Source organism: Falsarthrobacter nasiphocae (genome assembly GCF_031456275.1).
Lineage (GTDB): Bacteria > Actinomycetota > Actinomycetes > Actinomycetales > Micrococcaceae > Falsarthrobacter > Falsarthrobacter nasiphocae.
On record NZ_JAVDUI010000001.1, the window covers coordinates 479,421 to 498,288 of the forward strand.

General features: G+C 70.1%; 22 protein-coding genes. 13 read left to right on the forward strand and 9 right to left on the reverse strand.

Going from position 1 to position 18,868, the window contains the following annotated elements:
* The first annotated feature begins 41 nt into the window (after positions 1-41).
* The 3 genes from J2S35_RS02105 to J2S35_RS02115 are packed head-to-tail and all read left to right on the forward strand — an operon-like array spanning position 42 to position 3,002.
* On the forward strand, positions 42-1,301 hold the full coding sequence (locus J2S35_RS02105) for a magnesium transporter MgtE N-terminal domain-containing protein (RefSeq protein ID WP_309849308.1): 1,260 nt from the start codon (positions 42-44) through the stop codon (positions 1,299-1,301).
* Positions 1,298-1,891, forward strand: a complete 594-nt coding sequence (locus J2S35_RS02110) for a DUF1003 domain-containing protein (RefSeq protein WP_309849311.1) — start codon at positions 1,298-1,300, stop codon at positions 1,889-1,891. The genes J2S35_RS02105 and J2S35_RS02110 overlap by 4 nt, the downstream gene beginning before the upstream one ends.
* Positions 1,884-3,002 (forward strand): P-loop NTPase, encoded by a 1,119-nt coding sequence (locus J2S35_RS02115; RefSeq protein WP_309849313.1) that lies wholly within the window; start codon positions 1,884-1,886, stop codon positions 3,000-3,002. The genes J2S35_RS02110 and J2S35_RS02115 overlap by 8 nt, the downstream gene beginning before the upstream one ends.
* Here J2S35_RS02115 and J2S35_RS02120 read toward each other — a convergent pair.
* Positions 2,999-3,385, reverse strand: a complete 387-nt coding sequence (locus J2S35_RS02120) for a Sec-independent protein translocase family protein (protein ID WP_309852979.1) — start codon at positions 3,383-3,385, stop codon at positions 2,999-3,001. The genes J2S35_RS02115 and J2S35_RS02120 overlap by 4 nt on opposite strands.
* A 129-nt stretch (positions 3,386-3,514) precedes the next feature.
* On the opposite strand from J2S35_RS02120, the gene J2S35_RS02125 reads away from it, so the two are divergent.
* Positions 3,515-4,150, forward strand: coding sequence for an O-methyltransferase (locus tag J2S35_RS02125; RefSeq protein ID WP_309849315.1), 636 nt, complete (start codon positions 3,515-3,517; stop codon positions 4,148-4,150).
* A 54-nt stretch (positions 4,151-4,204) separates the two neighbouring features.
* On the opposite strand, the gene J2S35_RS02130 is transcribed toward J2S35_RS02125, so the two are convergent.
* The 4 genes from J2S35_RS02130 to J2S35_RS02145 all read right to left on the reverse strand — a co-directional run bounded on the left by J2S35_RS02130 (position 4,205) and on the right by J2S35_RS02145 (position 6,956).
* The gene (locus tag J2S35_RS02130) at positions 4,205-4,378 is read right to left on the reverse strand and encodes a DUF3117 domain-containing protein (protein WP_309849318.1); all 174 of its coding nucleotides are present in this window, start codon (positions 4,376-4,378) and stop codon (positions 4,205-4,207) included.
* A 179-nt stretch (positions 4,379-4,557) separates the two neighbouring features.
* A complete protein-coding gene (locus J2S35_RS02135) occupies positions 4,558-5,817 on the reverse strand; it encodes a hypothetical protein (RefSeq protein WP_309849320.1) in 1,260 nt (419 codons plus the stop codon).
* 3 nt (positions 5,818-5,820) lie between these two features.
* Entirely contained in the window at positions 5,821-6,084 is a 264-nt protein-coding gene (locus tag J2S35_RS02140; RefSeq protein ID WP_309849323.1) for a hypothetical protein, read from the reverse strand.
* Entirely contained in the window at positions 6,081-6,956 is an 876-nt protein-coding gene (locus J2S35_RS02145; protein WP_380083944.1) for an LOG family protein, read from the reverse strand. Before J2S35_RS02145 ends, J2S35_RS02140 begins: the two co-directional genes overlap by 4 nt.
* A gap of 118 nt (positions 6,957-7,074) precedes the next feature.
* Here J2S35_RS02145 and J2S35_RS02150 point away from each other — a divergent pair, with 118 nt between their 5' ends.
* From J2S35_RS02150 to J2S35_RS02165, 4 genes are all read left to right on the forward strand, one after another.
* Positions 7,075-7,857, forward strand: a complete 783-nt coding sequence (locus J2S35_RS02150; RefSeq protein WP_309849324.1) for an amino acid ABC transporter ATP-binding protein — start codon at positions 7,075-7,077, stop codon at positions 7,855-7,857.
* A gap of 74 nt (positions 7,858-7,931) precedes the next feature.
* The gene (locus J2S35_RS02155; protein ID WP_309849327.1) at positions 7,932-8,816 is read left to right on the forward strand and encodes a glutamate ABC transporter substrate-binding protein; all 885 of its coding nucleotides are present in this window, start codon (positions 7,932-7,934) and stop codon (positions 8,814-8,816) included.
* Positions 8,817-8,911: 95 nt separating this feature from the next.
* Entirely contained in the window at positions 8,912-9,568 is a 657-nt protein-coding gene (locus tag J2S35_RS02160; protein WP_309852983.1) for an amino acid ABC transporter permease, read from the forward strand.
* Positions 9,565-10,446, forward strand: a complete 882-nt coding sequence (locus J2S35_RS02165) for an amino acid ABC transporter permease (protein ID WP_309849329.1) — start codon at positions 9,565-9,567, stop codon at positions 10,444-10,446. The genes J2S35_RS02160 and J2S35_RS02165 overlap by 4 nt, the downstream gene beginning before the upstream one ends.
* Positions 10,447-10,520: 74 nt before the next feature.
* Here the strand turns inward: J2S35_RS02165 and dapE are convergent, their stop codons facing one another.
* Complete coding sequence (gene dapE / locus J2S35_RS02170) at positions 10,521-11,648, reverse strand: succinyl-diaminopimelate desuccinylase (protein ID WP_309849332.1); 1,128 nt, start codon at positions 11,646-11,648, stop codon at positions 10,521-10,523.
* 88 nt (positions 11,649-11,736) lie between these two features.
* Between dapE and dapD the strand changes: the two genes are divergently transcribed.
* The 3 genes from dapD to galE all read left to right on the forward strand — a co-directional run bounded on the left by dapD (position 11,737) and on the right by galE (position 14,701).
* Positions 11,737-12,666, forward strand: a complete 930-nt coding sequence (gene dapD / locus J2S35_RS02175) for a 2,3,4,5-tetrahydropyridine-2,6-dicarboxylate N-succinyltransferase (RefSeq protein WP_309849335.1) — start codon at positions 11,737-11,739, stop codon at positions 12,664-12,666.
* Positions 12,656-13,597: a hypothetical protein gene (locus J2S35_RS02180; protein ID WP_309849338.1), complete on the forward strand. Its 942-nt coding sequence runs from the start codon at positions 12,656-12,658 to the stop codon at positions 13,595-13,597. Before dapD ends, J2S35_RS02180 begins: the two co-directional genes overlap by 11 nt.
* A gap of 90 nt (positions 13,598-13,687) precedes the next feature.
* Positions 13,688-14,701, forward strand: a complete 1,014-nt coding sequence (gene galE / locus J2S35_RS02185) for a UDP-glucose 4-epimerase GalE (RefSeq protein ID WP_309849341.1) — start codon at positions 13,688-13,690, stop codon at positions 14,699-14,701.
* 177 nt (positions 14,702-14,878) lie between these two features.
* Here galE and J2S35_RS02190 read toward each other — a convergent pair whose 3' ends face one another.
* From J2S35_RS02190 to fdxA, 3 genes are all read right to left on the reverse strand, one after another.
* On the reverse strand, positions 14,879-16,162 hold the full coding sequence (locus tag J2S35_RS02190) for a citrate synthase (RefSeq protein WP_309849343.1): 1,284 nt from the start codon (positions 16,160-16,162) through the stop codon (positions 14,879-14,881).
* Between the two features lie 160 nt (positions 16,163-16,322).
* Positions 16,323-17,483 carry a succinyldiaminopimelate transaminase gene (gene dapC / locus J2S35_RS02195; RefSeq protein ID WP_309849345.1) on the reverse strand — a complete coding sequence of 387 codons (1,161 nt, stop codon included), beginning with the start codon at positions 17,481-17,483 and terminating at the stop codon, positions 16,323-16,325.
* Between the two features lie 4 nt (positions 17,484-17,487).
* A complete protein-coding gene (gene fdxA, locus J2S35_RS02200) occupies positions 17,488-17,808 on the reverse strand; it encodes a ferredoxin (RefSeq protein WP_309849347.1) in 321 nt (106 codons plus the stop codon).
* A 101-nt stretch (positions 17,809-17,909) separates the two neighbouring features.
* Here fdxA and J2S35_RS09955 point away from each other — a divergent pair, with 101 nt between their 5' ends.
* Positions 17,910-18,212, forward strand: coding sequence for a putative acetyltransferase (locus J2S35_RS09955; RefSeq protein ID WP_425545663.1), 303 nt, complete (start codon positions 17,910-17,912; stop codon positions 18,210-18,212).
* Positions 18,213-18,265: 53 nt separating this feature from the next.
* Positions 18,266-18,763 carry a winged helix-turn-helix domain-containing protein gene (locus J2S35_RS02205; protein ID WP_309849348.1) on the forward strand — a complete coding sequence of 166 codons (498 nt, stop codon included), beginning with the start codon at positions 18,266-18,268 and terminating at the stop codon, positions 18,761-18,763.
* The last annotated feature ends 105 nt before the right edge of the window (positions 18,764-18,868 follow it).

The window sequence follows — 18,868 nt, forward strand, 5'->3', positions numbered from 1 at the left end:
CTCACAGTCTCCCACGCGAGGCACGTACTAGGCTTGGAGGCGTGACTACCCCCGGATCCACCATCTTCGTCGCTCGCCTGCTCGGTCTCGACGTCTTCGACCCTCAGGGTGACCGCATCGGCCGCCTGAGGGACGTCGTGCTCGTCAACCGCAGTCAGCCGAGGCCGCCGGCCGTGATCGGCCTTGTCGTCGAGGTGCCGGGCAAGAAACGCATCTTCGTGCCGATGACTCGCGTGACCGCCATCGACACGGCCCAGATCATCACCTCCGGCCTCATCAACCTCCGCCGGTTCGAGCAGCGCGGCGCTGAGCAGCTCGTCGTCGCGGACCTCTTCGACCGCCGCGTGACCATGCGGGACGGCTCGGGGGACGCGACGATCGAGGACATCGGCATCCAGGTCTCCCGCTCCGGGGACTGGACCGCGGTCGAGCTCTATGTCCGCCGCGCGCCGCAGGGGGCCCGCTTGTCCCTGCGCCGGGGCGAGCGGCTCGTCGTCGACTGGAACGAGGCCCTCCAGGGCTCGGCCATCGAGCCGCAGGGCGCCACGCACTTCGTCGCCACCCACGAGGACCTCAACCCCGCCGACTTCGCCGACGCCCTCCACGAGATGCCGGAGAAGCGCCGCCTCGAGGTGGCGGCCGAGCTCCAGGACGAGCGTCTCGCCGACGTCCTCCAGGAGCTCCCGGACGACCACCAGGTGGAGATCCTCACGTCCTTCGACGCCGAGCGCGCCGCCCACGTCCTCGAGGAGATGGACCCGGACGACGCCGCGGACCTCCTCAACGAGCTGCCCGACGACCAGAAGGAGGCGCTCCTCGGCCTCATGGAGCCGGAGGAGGCGAAGGACGTCCGCCGCCTCCTGTCCTACGAGGAGGGCACGGCCGGCTCGATCATGACGCCGCTGCCCGTCATCGTGGGCCCGCAGGCGACGGTGGCCGAGGCCCTCGCGATGGTCCGCCGGGAGGAGCACTCCCCCGCCCTGGCCTCGCTCGTCTGTGTGGCCCGCCCGCCGCTCGAGACGCCGACCGGCCGCTATATCGGCGTCGTCCACATCCAGCAGCTCTTGCGCTCCGCGCCGCCGGAGCAGCTCGGCAACCTCGTGGACTCCACCCTCGAGCCGATCTCCGACCTCGCGGCCCTGTCCGAGGTCGCCCGCAACCTGGCCACCTACAACCTCACCGCCATCCCCGTGGTCAACGACGCGAACCGGCTCGTCGGCCTCGTGACGATCGACGACCTGCTGGACCACCTCCTCCCCGAGGACTGGCGCGAGCACACCGACGAGGAGATCTCCTCATGAGCGATTCCTACAAGTCCCCGGACGCCGCCCGCAAGGAGGCCCAGGTCCGCTCCGACCTCTCCACGCCGTTCCACCGCCGCCGGATCTTCGAGGGCTTCCGCCCGGACCCTGACTCGTTCGGCAAGATGACGGAGAGCTTCGCCCGCTTCATGGGCACGCCGACGTTCCTCCTGTGGATGACGGCCTTCTGTGCCGTCTGGCTGGGGTGGAACACGCTCGCGCCCGAGTCGAGCCAGTTCGACCCGCGCGCCACGAACTTCACCCTCCTGACGCTCATGCTGAGCCTCCAGGCCTCGTACGCCGCGCCCCTGCTCCTTTTGGCCCAGAACCGCCAGGATGACCGCGACCGCGTCGCCCTCGACGAGGACCGTCGCCAGGCGGCCCGGAACCTCGCGGACACCGAGTACCTGACGCGCGAGGTCGCGAGCCTGCGCATCGCCCTCCGCGACGTCGCGACGCGAGACTTCGTCCGCTCCGAGCTCCGCGACCTCCTCCAGGAGATCCTGGAGGACCGGGACGCTGAGGACGACGACGCCCCGCGGGACAAGCGCGAGCCCGCGAAGCGGACCCGCCGGGGCGAGGATGCCTGAGCACCCCGAGGCCGCACGCGGTCATGCCGCTCGCGAGGCGATCCTCGCGCAGCTCGCCTCGGTCCAGGACCCGGAGCTGCGGCGGGGGCTCGTTGAGCTGGGGATGATCTCTCGCGTCGACGTCCAGCCGGGCGGCCCCGCCGTCGTCGGCCTGAAGCTCACCATCGAGGCGTGCCCCAAGCGCGGAGACCTCGTGGCCGCCGTGCGGGAGGCGAGCCTGCGCGTCGTGGAGGACGTCGACGTCGAGGTGACCGTCATGACGCCCGCCGAGCGCCGGGACCTCGTGGAACAGGTGCGCGGCGCGGAGCGGGACATCCCGTTCGCCCGGCCGGAGTCCCTGACGCGGGTCGTCGCCGTGGCGTCCGGCAAGGGCGGCGTGGGCAAGTCCACCGTCACCGCCAACCTGGCCCTCGCGGCCGCCGCCCGCGGACTGCGCGTAGGGGTCATTGACGCGGACATCTATGGGTTCTCGATCCCGCCCCTGCTCGGAGTGACGGAGGGGCCCACGAAGGTCGAGGACCTCATGCTGCCGCCCGTCGTCCACGGCATCTCGGTCATGAGCATCGGGATGTTCGTCGGCTCAGACCAGCCGATCTCCTGGCGAGGGCCCATGCTGCACCGCGCCCTCGAGCAGTTCCTCAAGGACACGCACTTCGGGGATCTCGACGTCCTCCTCTTGGACCTGCCTCCGGGGACGGGCGACGTCCCCATCACGGTGGCGCAGCTGCTGCCCGGCTCCGGCGTCCTCGTCGTGACCACCCCGCAGGAGTCGGCGGCGGCCGTCGCGGAGCGCTCTGGCGCGTTGGCCGGCCAGACGGGTCAGCGGGTGCTGGGCGTGGTGGAGAACATGTCGTGGCTCGAGGCGGGCGGGCAGCGGCTTGAGCCCTTCGGCTCGGGCGGAGGGGAAGCCGTGGCGCGCAGGCTCACGGAGCGGCTCGCCGAGTCCCACCCGGAGGGCGTCCAGCTCTTGGCGCGGCTCCCGCTCGCGGACGAGGTCCGGGACCTGCCGGCCACAGGGGCGCACGCGCCGGAGTTCGAGGCCCTGGCTGAGCGTCTCTTCGGGGCGCCGCGGGGCTTGAGCGGGCGACCCCTCGGGCTGACCCCGGCTTAGGTCGCCTCGGCGTCGAATGGCGCCGGGACGCCTGCCTCGAGGGGCGTGAATGGGCGGGAGGGCCGCGGGAACGCCGGGGAGGGGGTCTGCTCGAGGGCGGACGCCGCGGTGGAGCCCGCGCCCGAGCTCGGCACCGTCTCGTCCTCAATGAGAGCGTCGCGGATGATCCGCCGGGGGTCGTACTGGCGGGGGTCCATGCGGCGCCAGTCCACGTCCTGAATCTCGGGGACCTCTTCCTTGAGCCGCTGCTTGGCGTCCTCGCTCATGCGGCGGAGGTTGCGGACCCAGGAGCCCAGCTGGCGTGAGTACTCCGGCATACGGTCGCCGAAGAGGAGCACCGCGAGGACGAGCAGCAGCACGCCTTCAAGACCATTGATTCCCATAATGGACACAGTCTATCGGCCTCGGGGCCCTTCACGTGGCGCGGGAACGCCCGCGCGGTCTCGTGGCGGCGCGCGGCATGGGACAATGAGAGGTCATTATGCCTGCTGTCCACCATGTGAAAGGTGCCCATGTCTGCTGACAAGCGCAGCGCCTGGTCCTACGCCGAGGGCTTCCACGCCGACGACGACGTGATGCTCGCGGCCCGGGAGCGAGCCTTCGACCTCGGAATCGACTCCGTCCCCGCCTCCGTGGCCACCGCGCTGACGGTGCTCACGACCGCCGTGGCGCCGTCGCACGTTGTCGAAGTCGGCACGGGCGTCGGCGTCTCGACCCTTGCGATTGTGCGCGGCCTGGCACCTCACGCGGCGCTCACGACGATCGACCCCGACGTCGAGCACCTGCGGGCCGCGCGGGAGACGCTGACCGACGCGGGCGTGCCGCTGAACCGCCTGCGCGTCATCGCCGGGCGGGGTCAGGATGTTCTGCCGCGCCTGACGAAATCCGCCTACGAGATGGTGGTCATTGACGCCGATCGCGAGGGGCTCGCCGAGTATGTGGAGATGAGTGTGCGGCTCTTGCGTCCGGGCGGGCTCATTGTCATCAACGACGCCCTCGCGGCGGACACGGTGCAGCAGCCGACTAATCGCTCGGCGGGCACCACGAGCGCGCGCAATGCCGCCCGCTACCTGGCGGAGAGGGATGACATGGTCACTCACCTCTCGCCCGTGGCGGACGGCATGATCCTGGCGACGAGGAAACGCTAGCCGGCACGAACGCCGGGAGCGCCTCCTCGCCGAAACAGGGGGTGGAGCGGGCCTCTAGCGGGAGGCCTGGAACCCTTCGATGACGGTTCCGAGCTGGTCGACCTCGTCCTGATTGAGCTCGACGACAAGGCGGCCGCCGCCGTCGATCGGCAGGCGGAAGACGATGCCGCGGCCTTCCTTGACGATCTCCATGGGGCCATCCCCCGTGCGGGGCTTCATCGCGGCCATGTCTCTAGTCCCTTCGCTTATGGGGTCTGCCCCCGGCGCACGGCCCGCCCGAATCAAGCCTCGGCGGGACGGTCGCGTGTCATTCTCATCCTCAGCCATTGTCCCCCAATTTCGGGAAGCGGAGAAATCAGTCACATTCAGTTGTATATTTCACGACTGTTGTCTTTTTGACATGAAACTCACGGCGGATAGTCGCCGCCGCCGGGCAGCTCTGTCCACCTCCACAGGACGGCGACCCACACCGCCTGGAGGGCGACGCCGACGGCGAGCCACGCCCACAGCCCCCAGGGGGCGCCCGCGAGGCCGGCACTCGTCCCCGCGCTCCGCCCGGCTCGGGGACGGGCAGCCTGAGCGGCCTCTCCTTCGAGCGGCGAGATCCTCGCGCTCCGCCAGCCCACGGCCGCCGCTCCCACGAGGGGGAAGAGCGGCAAGAGCAGTCGAATCGTGCTCGTCTGAGGGTCGAAGACCGCCGCGAGATAGAGGATATAGGACGCGCTCCACGCCCACACCGTCACGCCCATTCGGCGCACCGCGGGCGCGGCGAGCAGCGCGGCCGCCCCGAGGGCGAGGATGAGGCACACGGCCCACCACCCCTCCCCCGCGAGCCCCCGGGCCCGTTCGGCCCACGGCTGAAACAGCTCCAGCGGCCCGCCCCGCCAGACCGTCTCCGTGTCCGTGTAGGCGCTCGGCTCCCCCGTGCCGAGCCAGGCGATGACCGGCCAGGCCAGCGCCCCCGCGAAGGCCGCAACGAGGGCCGTCATGAGCCCCGCGAAGTCCGAGGAGGAGAGTCGGGCGCGAGCGGCCGGCCGCATCCAGGCCAGGGCAAGGACGGCGAGTGCGAGCGCCATCGGCGCGCCGGTCGGCCGCGTGAGCGCCGCGACGAGGATGAGCGGCGCGGCGGCGAAGAACCTCCGCGTGCCGAGGCACAGGAGCACGAGCGCCAGGAGGGCCACATGGAGGCCCTCGGCGTACGGGGCCTGGAAGAGCAGACCCACGGGGCAGCAGAGGACGAGGAGCGTGGCCCACAAGGCCGCCTCCTTGCGCATCATCCGCTCGAAGAGCGCGAACATCGCGAGCGAGGCGGCGAGACCGGCCAGAACGGCGACGACGCTGGCCGCGGGCATCCACCCTCCGCCGAACAGGGGTGCGACGGCCCGCACGAGCAGGGGGAAGACGGGGAGGAAGGCCCACGTGTTCGCGCGGGCGGACCCGTCGCTCGCTCGCGGCACCGCGTCCGGGTACCCGACCGCGAAGATCCGCTGATACCACTCGGCGTCCCAGATGCTGATGTAGCTGAGGTAGGACGGCCGGGCCTCCCCCCACGGGCTCGCGGGCTGCGTCTGTGCCACGGCGAGGAGGATCACGGTCGAGATGACGCGGGAGAACAGGTAAAGCGCCGCGACCGCGAGGGGCCACGGGGCCCGGGCGAGCGCCCGCACGCGCTAGTCCCTGCCCTCTGCCCGGGCCAGGCGGGACTCGAGGTCGGCGATCCTCGCGTCGACCTGGTCCATGCGGTACCCGCGCAGGACCACGTCGTACCCGCGGCGGGCTCGGGCGGCCGCGGCGCGCGCCTCCTCGGGCGGCTGCAGGCGGGCGTCCTCCATGAGGGCCTGCGCTGCGAGCTCGCGGTCCTCGGGCGGGCGGCGGGAGTCGACGACGACGCAGGCCGCGGCGCAGGACACGAAGAGCAGGACGTAGACGATCACGGCTGGTCCGGGTGCGCGCCGGACCCGCTCGCGGCCGCGGCCTGGGCCCGTGCGGCGGCCTCGCTGGCCCGAGCCCCGGCGGCCCCGGGATCGCCGCCCTCCGTGGCGACGCTCCCCAAGAGGAAGTCGGCGGCCTCGTCGGCGGTGTCCACGAGGTGGAACAGCTTCAGGTCTCGCTCGGAGATCGTCCCCGCGCCCAGCACCGTCGTCGCCATCCAATCAAGGAGGGGACCCCAGTACTCCCGTCCGATGAGGACGACGGGAGGGGCGGAGACCTTCTCCGTCTGGATGAGGGTGACGGTCTCGAAGAGCTCGTCGAGGGTGCCCACACCGCCGGGGAGGATGACGAACGCGTCCGAGTACTTGAGGAACATGGTCTTGCGCGTGAAGAAGTACCGGAAGTTGATGCCGAGGTCGACCCACTCGTTGAGGCCAGTCTCGAAGGGCAGCTCGATCCCGAGGCCCACCGAGGTGCCCTTCGCGGCGCGGGCGCCCTTGTTCGCGGCCTCCATGATGCCGGGGCCGCCGCCGGTGATGACCGCGTAGCCCGCCTCCGCAATGAGGTAGCCGAGGCGTTCGGCCTCCTTGTACGCCCACGTGTCCGGTGCGAGCCGGGCGGAGCCGAACACGGAGACGGCCGGGCCGAGCTCGGCCAGCGCGCCGAAGCCCTCGACGAACTCGCCCTGGATGCGCAGGACCCGCCATGGATCGGAGTGGACGAACGAGCCGCCGTCGCCCGGCGCCTCGAAGAGTCGCTGGTCGGCCATGGGCATCTGCGAGAGCGCGCCCTTGAGGCGGATGGGGCCTTTGTACCGTTCGGCGCCGTCGACGCGCCGGGCCCTGTCGCTCGAGGGGGAAGGAGTGGGGGTCATGCCCTCCAGGCTATCGGCTTCTCCGCGGGGCCGCGCGGTCCGACCACAGCCCGCGCGACCTGCAGGCCCTGTGACACCGGTTACTCGATTTCACATCGCATGGACTACATTGTGCTCTATGTCATATCAGCACGTCGCCGCTCCGTCCGGCACTCCTGCGGCCACGGAGCCGCCCCTCGTCTCCCTGCGAGGCGTGAACAAGCACTACGGACCCCTGCACGTCCTTCAGGACATCGACCTGGACGTTCGCCGCGGCGAAGTCGTCGTCGTCATCGGGCCGTCCGGCTCCGGCAAGTCCACGCTCTGCCGCACGATCAACCGTCTCGAGACCATCGACTCCGGCGAGATCACCCTCGACGGGCAGCGCCTGCCCGAGGAGGGCCCGCAGCTCGCCAAGCTCCGCGCCAAGGTGGGCATGGTCTTCCAGTCCTTCAACCTCTTCCCGCACAAGACCATCCTCGAGAACGTCACACTCGGCCCCATGCGCGTCAACAGCGTGAGCAAAGATGCGGCCGAGAAACGCGCCATGGAGCTCCTCGCCCGCGTCGGCGTCGACAAGCAGGCGCCGAAGTACCCCGCGCAGCTCTCCGGCGGCCAGCAGCAGCGCGTGGCCATCGCCCGAGCGCTCGCCATGGACCCGGAGGTCATGCTCTTCGACGAGCCGACGAGCGCGCTCGACCCCGAGATGATCAACGAGGTCCTCGACACGATGACGGCTCTGGCCAAGCAGGGCATGACGATGATCGTCGTCACGCACGAGATGGGCTTCGCCCGCCGCGCTGCAGACCGCGTCGTCTTCATGGCGGACGGCCGGATCGTCGAGCAGAACACCCCCGAGGAGTTCTACACGAACCCGCAGTCCTCCCGGGCCCAGGACTTCCTCGCGAAGATCCTCCACTGATTTCCTCAACCCCCGAACCACCCCCTCTTCCGCTGCTCGTGCCACCCGGCCCAGCGCTCAGAAAGGACCCCCTCATGAAGTCTCCCAAGATCCTCGCAGCCACCCTCGCTGTGTCGGCGCTCGCCCTGGCTGGCTGCGGCCAGTCCGGCGAGCCGTCCTCCAGCTCGCCCTCGGGCGACGCGCCCTACAAGGTCGCCTCGAACGTCGAGATCAAGGGCTCGCCGACCTTCGACAAGATCAAGAAGGACGGCAAGGTCGTCGTCGGCGTCAAGCAGGACCAGCCGAACCTCGGCTACAAGGACCCGGCCACGGACCAGTACTCCGGCTTCGACATCGAGATCGCCCGCTGGGTTGCCGCCGACCTCGGCATCCCGGCCGACAAGATCGAGTTCAAGACGATCCCGTCCGCGAACCGCGAGGCCGCCATCACCAACGGCGACGTCGACTACTACGTGGGCACGTACTCCATCACGGACAAGCGCAAGAAGTCGATCGACTTCGCGGGCCCCTACTTCATCACGGGCCAGTCGCTCCTCGTGCGCAAGGACGACTCCTCGATCTCCTCCGTCAAGGACCTCGACGGCAAGACCGTGTGCTCGGCGACCGGTTCGACGCCGATCCAGAACATCCGCGACAACTACCCGCAGGTCAAGACCAAGGAGTTCGAGACGTACTCGCAGTGCGTTGACGCGCTCAAGAGCAAGCAGGTCGACGCGGTCACCACCGACCAGGCCATCCTCCTCGGCTACGCCGCCGCGGAGCCGGACGCCCTCAAGGTCGTCGGCGACACGTTCACCACGGAGAAGTACGGCATCGGCCTCAAGAAGGGCGACAAGGCCCTCCGCGAGCACATCAACGGCATGCTGACCAACGGCGGCGAGATCTGGACCAAGCTCTACGACGGCACGCTCGGCAAGTCCGGCAACAAGGTCGAGCAGCCCAAGGTCGACAACTACTAAACCGACGCCCGTCACACGGCACTCCGCGGCGGGTTCCGGCACAACCCGGAGCCCGCCGCGGTCTCCCTCGAGAAAGCGATTGACTCGTGGATTTCATCCGCACATTGACGGACAACCTCGACGTGTTCGGCCAGGGACTGGCCAACACCGTCATCATGTTCGTGGCCGCGGGAGCGCTCTCGCTCGTGCTCGGCACCCTCGTGGCGGGACTGCGCGTCTCGCCTGTTCCCATCATGCGCACGCTGGGCACGCTCTACGTGACGCTCATCCGGAACACGCCCCTGACGCTCGTGTTCTTCTTCTTCGCCTTCGGGCTGCCGAAGCTCGCCCCGTCCGGCGCGCCGGCCCCGTCCTACCTGGCGCTCGCCATCGGCGCCCTGACCGTCTACACGGCGACCTACGTCTGTGAGGCCATCCGGGCCGGCATCAACACGGTGCCGCTCGGCCAGGCGGAGGCAGCTCGCGCCATCGGGCTGACGTTCATGGACACGCTCCGGCTCGTCATCCTCCCCCAGGCGCTGCGGTCGGTCATCCCGCCGCTCATGAGCGTCGAGATCGCCCTGCTGAAGAACACGACGATCGCCGCGGGCTTCTCCGTCCTGGACCTCGGCGCCGTCCGCGCCTATCTGTCCGAGCGCGGCGAGGACGCGATCTACACCCTCTTGTGGGTCGCGATCATCTTCATCGCGCTCGTCGCGATCCTCACGTCCCTCCAGCACGCAGCCGAGAAGAAGTGGAGGGTGGCCCGATGAGCGCATCCGTCCTGTTCGACGAGCCGGGCCCCAAGGCCCGCGCCCGCTACCGCGTCTGGGGCGCCGTGACGATCGTCGCGGTCCTCGCCCTCGTCGCGTTCGTCATCTGGCGCTTCGCCGCCACGGGCCAGTTCTCCGCCCAGAAGTGGCGCCTGTTCGGGTACGAGAAGGTCCAGCTGGAGCTCCTGAAGGCCATGGGCAACACCCTCAAGGCGTTCGCCTTCGCCTCGGTGCTCTCGCTCGCGTTCGGGTTCGTCCTCGCGCTCGGTCGCCTGAGCAGCCACCGCTGGCTGTCCGGGTTCGCCCGCGGCATCACGGAGCTCCTGCGCGCGGTCCCGCTGCTCGTGCTCATCATGCTCCTGTACTACGGCGTGGCCTCGCTCTCCACGGAGAACGGGCGCCTCTTCCCGTGGCTGTCGCCGTTCTGGTCGGTCGTCATCGGCCTGACCCTCTACAACGGATCCGTGCTGGCGGAGGTGTTCCGGGCGGGCGTCGAGTCCCTCCCCCGCGGTCAGCGGGAGGCGGGCCTGGCGATCGGCCTGACGCACATGAAGACGATGAACCTCATCCTCCTGCCGCAGGCGGTTCGGGCGATGATGCCGGTCATCGTCGCGCAGCTCGTCGTCATCCTCAAGGACACGGCGCTCGGCTTCATCGTCACGTACGAGGAGATCCTGTTCCTGGCCAAGAACTACGGCTCGAACATCCTCTACGGCGCCCCGATCATCCCGGTCTCGATCATCGCCTCTGTCATGTACATCGGCATGTGCATCATCCTGAGCGCCGTGGCCTACTGGCTCCAGCGCCGGATGGCGCGCCGGGGCAAGGTCGCAGGCGGCGGGATCAGCGGCGCGGCACTGCGCTCCGCCCGCCAGTAGCGGCCCCAGCGGCCTCTCCATGACGACGGCGTCCGGTTCACACCGGGCGCCGTCGTCATGTGCGGAACCGGGTCCTAGGAGAGCCAGGCCGTCATGGCCTCGAGGCAGCGCCGCACGGCGTCCTCGGCCACGTGCTCGTCGTCCGTGTGGGCGAGGAGTGCGTCGCCGGGGCCGAAGTTCACGGCCGGGATGCCGAGGGCGGAGAGGCGAGCGACGTCCGTCCAGCCGTACTTGGGCAGCGGCTCGCCCCCGACGGCCTCGACGAAGGACGCCGCCGCGGGGTGCGTCAGCCCGGGCCGGGCTCCGGCCGCCGCGTCCGTGACGACGAGCTCGCACCCCTCCCCGATGGCGTCGCCGAGCACGCCCCGCACGTACTCCTCCGCCTCGGCCGGGGACTTGGACGGCGCGAACCGGTAGTTGATCTCGATCGTCATCGAATCGGGGATGACGTTGCCGGCGGTGCCGCCCGCGATCCGCACGGCGTTGAGGCTCTCGCGGTAGTCGAGGCCCTCGACCCGCACCGTCTGGGGCTCGTGCTCGGCCAGGCGCGTGAGGACCCGCGCGCCGCGGTGGATGGCGTTCTCCCCCATCCAGGCCCGCGCCGAGTGTGCCGCGGTGCCGGTGGTGCGGGCCTCGAGGCGGATCGTGCCGTTGCAGCCGCCCTCCACGACGCCGTTCGTGGGCTCGAGCAGGATGCCGAAGTCGGCGCCGAGGAGCTCCCCGTGGCTCTCCACGAGCCGGCCGAACCCGGACAGGTCCGCGGAGACCTCCTCGTGGTCGTAGAAGACGAAGGTGACGTCCCGGTTCGGGTTCAGCTCCCCGCGGCCGATCATGCCCGCGACCGCGAGCTGCACCGCCACGCCGCCCTTCATGTCCGTGGCGCCCCGGCCGTAGATCACGCCGTCCTCGACGGCGGCGGGCACGGTCCCGCGGGCACCCGGCGTCGTCGGCAGAGGAACCGTGTCCAGGTGACCGGCGAGCATGACGCGCTCGGCGCGCCCGAGGGAGGTGCGGGCGAGGATCGTGTCCCCGTTGCGGGCCAGCTCGAGGCCGTCCAGGCCGGAGAGCGCCTCCCACACCGCGTCCGCGAGCGGGCCCTCGCCGCCCGAGACGGACTCGATGTCCATGAGCGCGCGGGTGAGGTCGGCGACGTCGCCGGAGAGATCGAGGGGCTGGGGGCTTCGGATGTCGGCGTGGCTCATGTGTGAAGCCTATCCCTCCAGTGTCAATCGCCTCAGAGTGTGGGCCCCGGCTGGGGGCGGCGGGCGGCCCCTCGATAGACTCGCTTTCATGACACTTGCCTCCGGCCTCGGCCTCGCCACCGTCCATGATTCCGGCACCGTCCTCGACGCCTGGTTCCCCTCCCCTCGCCTGGGGGCGGGAGCGGACGACGCCGAGCTGCGCGCCCAGATGGAGCCGCTTGCCGTGACGGACGAGGCGCGCCGGACGCGCCGCGAGATCGTCTCCCTCGAGATCGAGACGGACACGGCCCCCGCCTCCACCGCGGACGCCTACCTCCGCCTTCACCTGCTCTCCCACCGCCTCGCCGCGCCCAACACGCTCAACCTCGACGGGATCTTCGGGCACCTGCCCAACGTCGTGTGGACGAGCGCCGGCCCGTGCCACCCCGAGGGCTTCGAGCTGACCCGTGCCGCCCTCGCGGCCCGCGGCCCGCTCACCGTGTTCGGGGTGGACAAGTTCCCGCGCCTGACGGACTACGTCCTGCCGAGCGGCGTGCGGATTGCCGATGCGGACCGCGTCCGCCTCGGGGCCCACCTCGCCCCGGGGACGACGGTCATGCACGAGGGCTTCGTCAACTTCAACGCCGGGACGCTCGGCACGTCGATGGTCGAGGGCCGCATCAGCGCGTCCGTCGTCGTCGGTGACGGCTCGGACGTGGGCGGCGGCGCCTCGATCATGGGCACCCTCTCCGGCGGCGGGACGCAGCGCATCACGATCGGCGAGCGCGTCCTCCTCGGCGCCAACTCGGGCGTGGGCATCTCGATCGGCGACGACTCGGTCGTCGAGGCCGGCCTGTACGTCACGGCGGGCACGAAGGTCCTCGTCCGGGACGCGTCCGGCGAGCGGACCGTCAAGGCCCTCGACCTCTCCGGCGTGCCCAACCTGCTCTTCCTCCGCAACTCCGTCACCGGCGCCGTGGAGGCCCGCCCGCGAGCGGGACGGACGGTCGAGCTCAACTCCGACCTCCATGCCAACTGAGCGCAGCCGGTCCACCCGGGCGGGACGCCCGTCCCGCCCGGCCCAGCGGGGGCGGGCACACGGCACCCGCGCCTCACGGGCCCCGCGTCTGAGCGGCCGTGCCAAGGCGCTCATCACCGCGCTCGTCGGCGCCCTCATCCTCGCGGGGGTCGGGATCTGGGCGGTGACCGCGCGGCCGTGGGGCAGCGTCGTCGTCCGCGAGACCTGCACGGCAGCCGCAGACGGCCGGACGCACACCCTGACGCCCTCGCAGTCCCACTACGCGGCCCAGATCGGGGCGATCTCCCTCAAGCGCGGCCTGCCCATCCGCGCGGCCACGATCGCCACCGCGACCGCAATCCAGGAGTCCGGGCTCGCCAACCTCGACTACGGTGACGATGCTGGCCCGGACTCCCGCGGCCTCTTCCAGCAGCGCCCCAGCCAGGGGTGGGGCACCGAGGCGCAGATCATGGACCCGGAGTACGCGATCAACACGTTCTACAACGCCCTCGTCAAGGTCTCCGGCTACCAGAGCATGGACGTGACGACGGCCGCCCAGGCCGTCCAGCGCAGCGCGTTCCCCGACGCCTACGCGGACCACGAGCCCGAGGCCCGCGCGTTCGCCGCCGCCTTCCGCGGGCAGACGGCCGCCTCGCTCTCCTGCACCCTCCGCCCCGCCACCTCGCCCGGGGATGCGTCCGCCGTCCTCTCGGGACTCTCCGCGGACCTCGGCGTCACCGGCCAGTCCGGCGCCTCGTCCGTGACCGTGCCAGTCTCCGACACACAGCACGGCTGGGCCGTGGCCCACTGGGCCGTCGCCAACGCCTCCGAGTACGGCATCGACTCCGTCACCTACGGCGGGCGCACCTGGACGCGTGAGGGCTCCTGGTCTCAGACGACGACGCCGGCCGCCGAGTCCTCGGGCACCGTCAGCATCGTCCTCCACCGCTGAGGGCCTGCGGGCCGCGCGGGTTGCGGGCCGGTGGTCTCACCGTCGAGGGCCTCCGGGCCCCGGGCCGGGGCGCCGCCTAGACTGGGGCGTATGAAGATTCTTGTCACGGGCGGGGCCGGGTACATCGGCTCCCACACTGTCCTGCAGCTGCTGGAGGCGGGCCACGACGTCGTCGTGTTCGACAACCTGGCGAACTCCTCCCGGGCCTCGCTCGAGCGCGTCCACGAGATCGCCGGGCGCGAGTCCGAGTTCGTCGAGGGCGACATCCGGGACCGCGCAGCGCTGGACGCGGCCTTCGCGGGGCGCGGCATCGACGCGGTCATCCACTTCGCGGGCCTCAAGGCCGTGGGCGAGTCCGTCGCGGAGCCGCTGTCCTACTACTCGAACAACGTCGTCGGCACGATCAACCTGCTCTACGCGATGGACGCCGCGGACGTGCGGCGCATCGTCTTCTCCTCCTCCGCCACCGTGTACGGCAACCGGGCCGTGGCTCCGATGATCGAGAAGATGGAGCTCGACGCCGACAACCCTTACGGCCGGACCAAGGAGCAGATCGAGGACATCCTCGCGGACCTGGGCGCGAGTGACGACCGCTGGTCCATCGCCCTCCTGCGCTACTTCAACCCCGTCGGCGCCCACGAGTCGGGACGGATCGGAGAGGACCCCAAGGGCGTCCCGAACAACCTGCTTCCGTTCGTGGCCCAGGTCGCGGTCGGGCGCCGCGAGAAGGTCATGGTCTTCGGCAACGACTACCCGACCCCGGACGGCACGGGTGTCCGGGACTACATCCACGTCGTCGACCTCGCCAACGGCCACCTCGCCGCCCTCGAGTACATCTCGGGCCGCACGGGCGTGGGCCGCTGGAACCTCGGCACCGGCAACGGCTCCTCCGTGCTGGAGGTCATCGAGGCGTTCGGGCGGGCCGCCGGCCACCCGATCCCCTACGAGATCACCTCCCGCCGCCCCGGCGACGCCGCCACGTCCTATGCGGACCCGAGCGCGGCCCTCGCCGATCTCGGCTGGTCCGCCACCCGCACGCTGGACCAGATGTGCGAGGACCACTGGCGCTGGCAGAAGAACAACCCGAACGGCTACGAGGCCTAGTCCCCTCCCCTCCTGCCGTCTGCCCCCTCGTCTGGCATTCGCCCCCCGCAATGACGGGGGCACACGCCAAACGAGGGGGCTCACTCGCAGAAAGAGCGGGCCCCGCCAGAAACGCTGCCGTTTCCTGCGGGGCCCGCTCTTTGCGCCCTGGAGCCCGTGGGCTGGAGAGCGGTGGGCCTAGAGGCCCGGGTACTGGCGCTCGCCCTGGCCCGTGTAGATCTGGCGCGGACGGCCGATCTTCTTCTCGGGATCCTCCATGAGCTCGCGCCACTGGGCGATCCAGCCCGGAAGGCGACCGATGGCGAAGAGGACGGTGAACATCTTCTCCGGGAAGCCCATGGCCTTGTAGATGAGACCCGTGTAGAAGTCCACGTTCGGGTAGAGCTTGCGCTCGATGAAGTAGTCGTCCGCCAGGGCCTTCTCCTCGAGGCGCTTGGCGATGTCGAGGAGCTCGTCGTTGCCGCCGAGCTTCTCGAGGATCTCGTCCGCCGTGGCCTTGACGATGCGCGCGCGGGGGTCGTAGTTCTTGTAGACGCGGTGCCCGAAGCCCATGAGCTTCACGCCGTCTTCCTTGTTCTTGACCTTCTCCATGAATTCCTCGGGCGAGATGCCGTCCGCCTGGATCTTGCGGAGCATGTTGAGGACAGCCTCGTTCGCGCCGCCGTGGAGCGGGCCGAAGAGGGCGTTGATGCCCGCGGAGACGGACGCGAACATGTTGGCGTTGGCCGAGCCCACGAGGCGGACCGTGGAGGTGGAGCAGTTCTGCTCGTGATCCGCGTGGAGGATGAGGAGCTGATCGAGCGCCTTGACGATCAGCGGGTCCGGCTCGTACGGCTCCGCAGGGGTGCCGAAGGAGAGCCGGAGGAAGTTCTCGACGAGGCCCATGGAGTTGTCCGGGTAGAGCATCGGCTGCCCGATGGACTTCTTGTGCGCGTACGCGGCGATGACGGGCATCTTCGCGAGGAGACGGACGGTGGAGAGCTCCACGGCCTCCGGGTCGAACGGGTCCAGCGAGTCCTGGTAGAACGTGGACAGCGCCGAGACGGCCGAGGACAGCACGGGCATGGGGTGGGCGTCGCGCGGGAAGCCCCCGAAGAAGCCCTTGAGCTCCTCGTGAAGGAGAGTGTGGCGGCGGATGCGCTGGTCGAAGGCGTCGAGCTCGCTCGGAGTGGGCAGCTCGCCGTAGATGAGCAGGTAGGCGGTCTCGATGAACGTGGAGCCCTGGGCCAGCTGCTCAATCGGGTAGCCGCGGTAGCGGAGGATGCCCTCGTTGCCATCGATGTACGTGATGGCGGACTTGGTCGCTGCGGTGTTCACGAAGCCGGGGTCGTACGTGACGGAGCCGGTCTGGGAGAGCAGCTTGCCGATCCCGAGGCCGTTGTTTCCCTCGACGGCGGGAACGCCGGGAAGATCCAGTTGCGTGTGGCCGAGGTGCAGGCTCGCACCGGTGTTCTCGGTCATGATGTCCCCTCGTCAGGCTGAGAAGTTGTCGGGGTGCCGGGCACCCGGAAAGGGCGGCCCCGCACCTGATCATTCATGGATAAACCTACCCGCGCCGTTGTCGTTTGCCGAATCGGCACAGTTGCCACGGGCACCTGCACATCGGCACGGGAGTGGCGGTTCAGGAAGACGACGACGACGCGGCCGTGAGCCTCTCGGCCGCCGCCCGGATGCGCTCGGTCGAGGCGGTGAGGGCCACCCGCACGTGCTGAGCGCCCTCCTCCCCGTAGAAGACGCCGGGGCCGGCGATGATGCCCAGGTCAGCCAGGCGGCCGACCGTCTCGAAGGCGGGCTCTCCCGCCGTGCCCCAGAGGTACAGGCCGGCCTCGGAGCCCTCGATCCGCAGCCCGAAGGCCTCGAGCGCCGGCTTGAGGAGCGCGCGCCGCTCGCGGTAGAGGTCCTTCTGCGCCTGGACGTGGGCGTCCTCCGACACGGCCGCCGCGAGGGCCGCCTGGACGGGGGCGGGCACGATCATCCCGGCGTGCTTGCGGGAGTTGACGAGGTTCGCGATGATCTCGGGGTCCCCGGCCGCGAAGGAGGCCCGGTACCCGGCGAGGTTGGACTGCTTGGAGAGGGAGTACACGGCGATGAGCAGCTCGTGCGAGTCCCCTGCGACCTCCGGGTCGAGGATGCTCGGAACCCGGCGGCCGCCGCGCGCCTGGTCCCATTCGTCCCAGCCCAGCTCCGCGTAGCACTCGTCCGAGGCAACGACGGCCCCAATCTCGCGGGCCTCGCTCACCAGCCCCGCCAGCGAGGCGGCGTCCCGGACGATTCCCGTCGGGTTGCCGGGCGAGTTGACCCAGACGAGCCGCACGCGCGAGCGGGTGGCCGGATCCAGCTCGGACAGGGAGTCCGCGGCCACCGCCGCGGCCCCAGCGAGCTGGGCCCCGATGTCATAGGTGGGGTACGCCACGCGCGGGCGGACGACCACGTCCCCGGGCCGCAGTCCGAGGAGGAGGGGCAGCCACGCGACGAGCTCCTTCGAGCCAACCGTCGGCAGGATGGCGGCCGGGTCGAGCCCGCGGACGCCCCGGCGCCGCTCGAACCATGCGGCGATGGCCTCGCGGAGGCTCGCGGGGCCGTGCGTCGTGGGGTACCCGTGCGCGTCGGCGGCCTCGGCGAGGGCCTCGCGAATGAACTCAGGCGTTGGGTCCACGGGCGTGCCGATGGACACGTCCACGGGGCCGTCCGGGTGCTGGGCGGCGCGGGCGCGGTACGGCGCGAGCTGCTCCCAGGGGTACTCGGGCAGGTCGAGGCCGAAGGCGCGCGGCTGGGCGTTCACCGGGCTACTGGTTCTGCGGGGGAAGGGCGAGGATGAACGGGTGGTCCTGTCCGGTGTTGCCGAGCTTGGCGGCGCCGCCCGGGGAGCCGATCTCCTCGAAGAACTCGACGTTGGCCTTGTAGTACTCGCTCCACTCGTCGGGGACGTCGTCCTCGTAGTAGATGGCCTCGACGGGGCAGACCGGCTCGCACGCGCCGCAGTCCACGCACTCGTCCGGGTGGATGTACAGCGTGCGTTCGCCCTCGTAGATGCAGTCGACAGGGCATTCCTCAATGCACGCCTTGTCCTTGACATCCACACAGGGCTGGGCGATCACGTACGTCACGAAGGGGCCAACTTTCGTACTGGGGGTAGGGCTTGAAGGGTCTCGGTCCAGTTTAGTCCCGCTTCGCGCCCGCGTCTTGGGGATTAGAGAATGGACTCATGATGCATTCCGGCCCAGCCTTGCCGCCAGGCGCGTCGTCGCGCCCTCCCCATCCCCTCGCCTCCGCGCGCACGGGCACTCGGTGGGTGGTCCGGTACCGCCTCGAGGACGACGACGGCAGCCGCCCGGGGCTGACCGACGCCCTCGGGGAACTGATTGAGACAAACTCCACATCGGTGGTCATTCGTCTGAGGTCCGGGGAGGCCGTGCGCATCCCGAAGACCCGGATTGCCGCGGCCAAAGAGGTGCCGCCCGCCCCTCCTCGACGGCGGGGGTCCCCGGCTGGACGGGTGCCGACTGATTGAGATCGGGGATTTTCCCAGCCAATCGACAACATTCAATCGCTATGATGAGTGGCATGACGGATCCCACTCTCGACGCCGACTTTCAGTCTCGTGCCCGAGCACTCAGCTCACCCGTGAGATTCCGCATTCTCCGCGCGTGCCTTCACGAGTCGCGGACCAACAAGGAGATCGCCGAGATTCTCGACATGAATCCGGCCACGACGCTCCACCATGTGCGCACGCTGGTCGCCTCCGGTTTCCTTGAGGCCGAGGAGGCCCGGACCGGAAAGCGCGGCGCCCGGGAAATCCCGTACCGCTCCACCGGCGCCACGTGGGGAAAGCACGTCCCGCACGTCTCGAATGTGCTCATCGAGACGTTTGTCCAGGAGGTCGAGCCCCTTTCCCACGAGGAGATGGACGTGTGGCGCCTGGGCGTCAAACTGAATGACGCCGAGCGGCAGGAGATGATGTCCCGCGTCCGTGAGGTCTTCGAGGACTACGCCAACCGCGAGCCCAGCCCCGACGGCACCGCCACGTCCGTCTTCCTCGCGCACTACGCTGACCGGAGCTAGCCTCAGCCCGTTCCAAGACCGACTTCTACACGTTGTAGAATTGGCGTGACGGCCCTTCGTCTGACGGGCCGTCACCTCGTTTCTGCCCCTGCGTGTGAAAGGGTC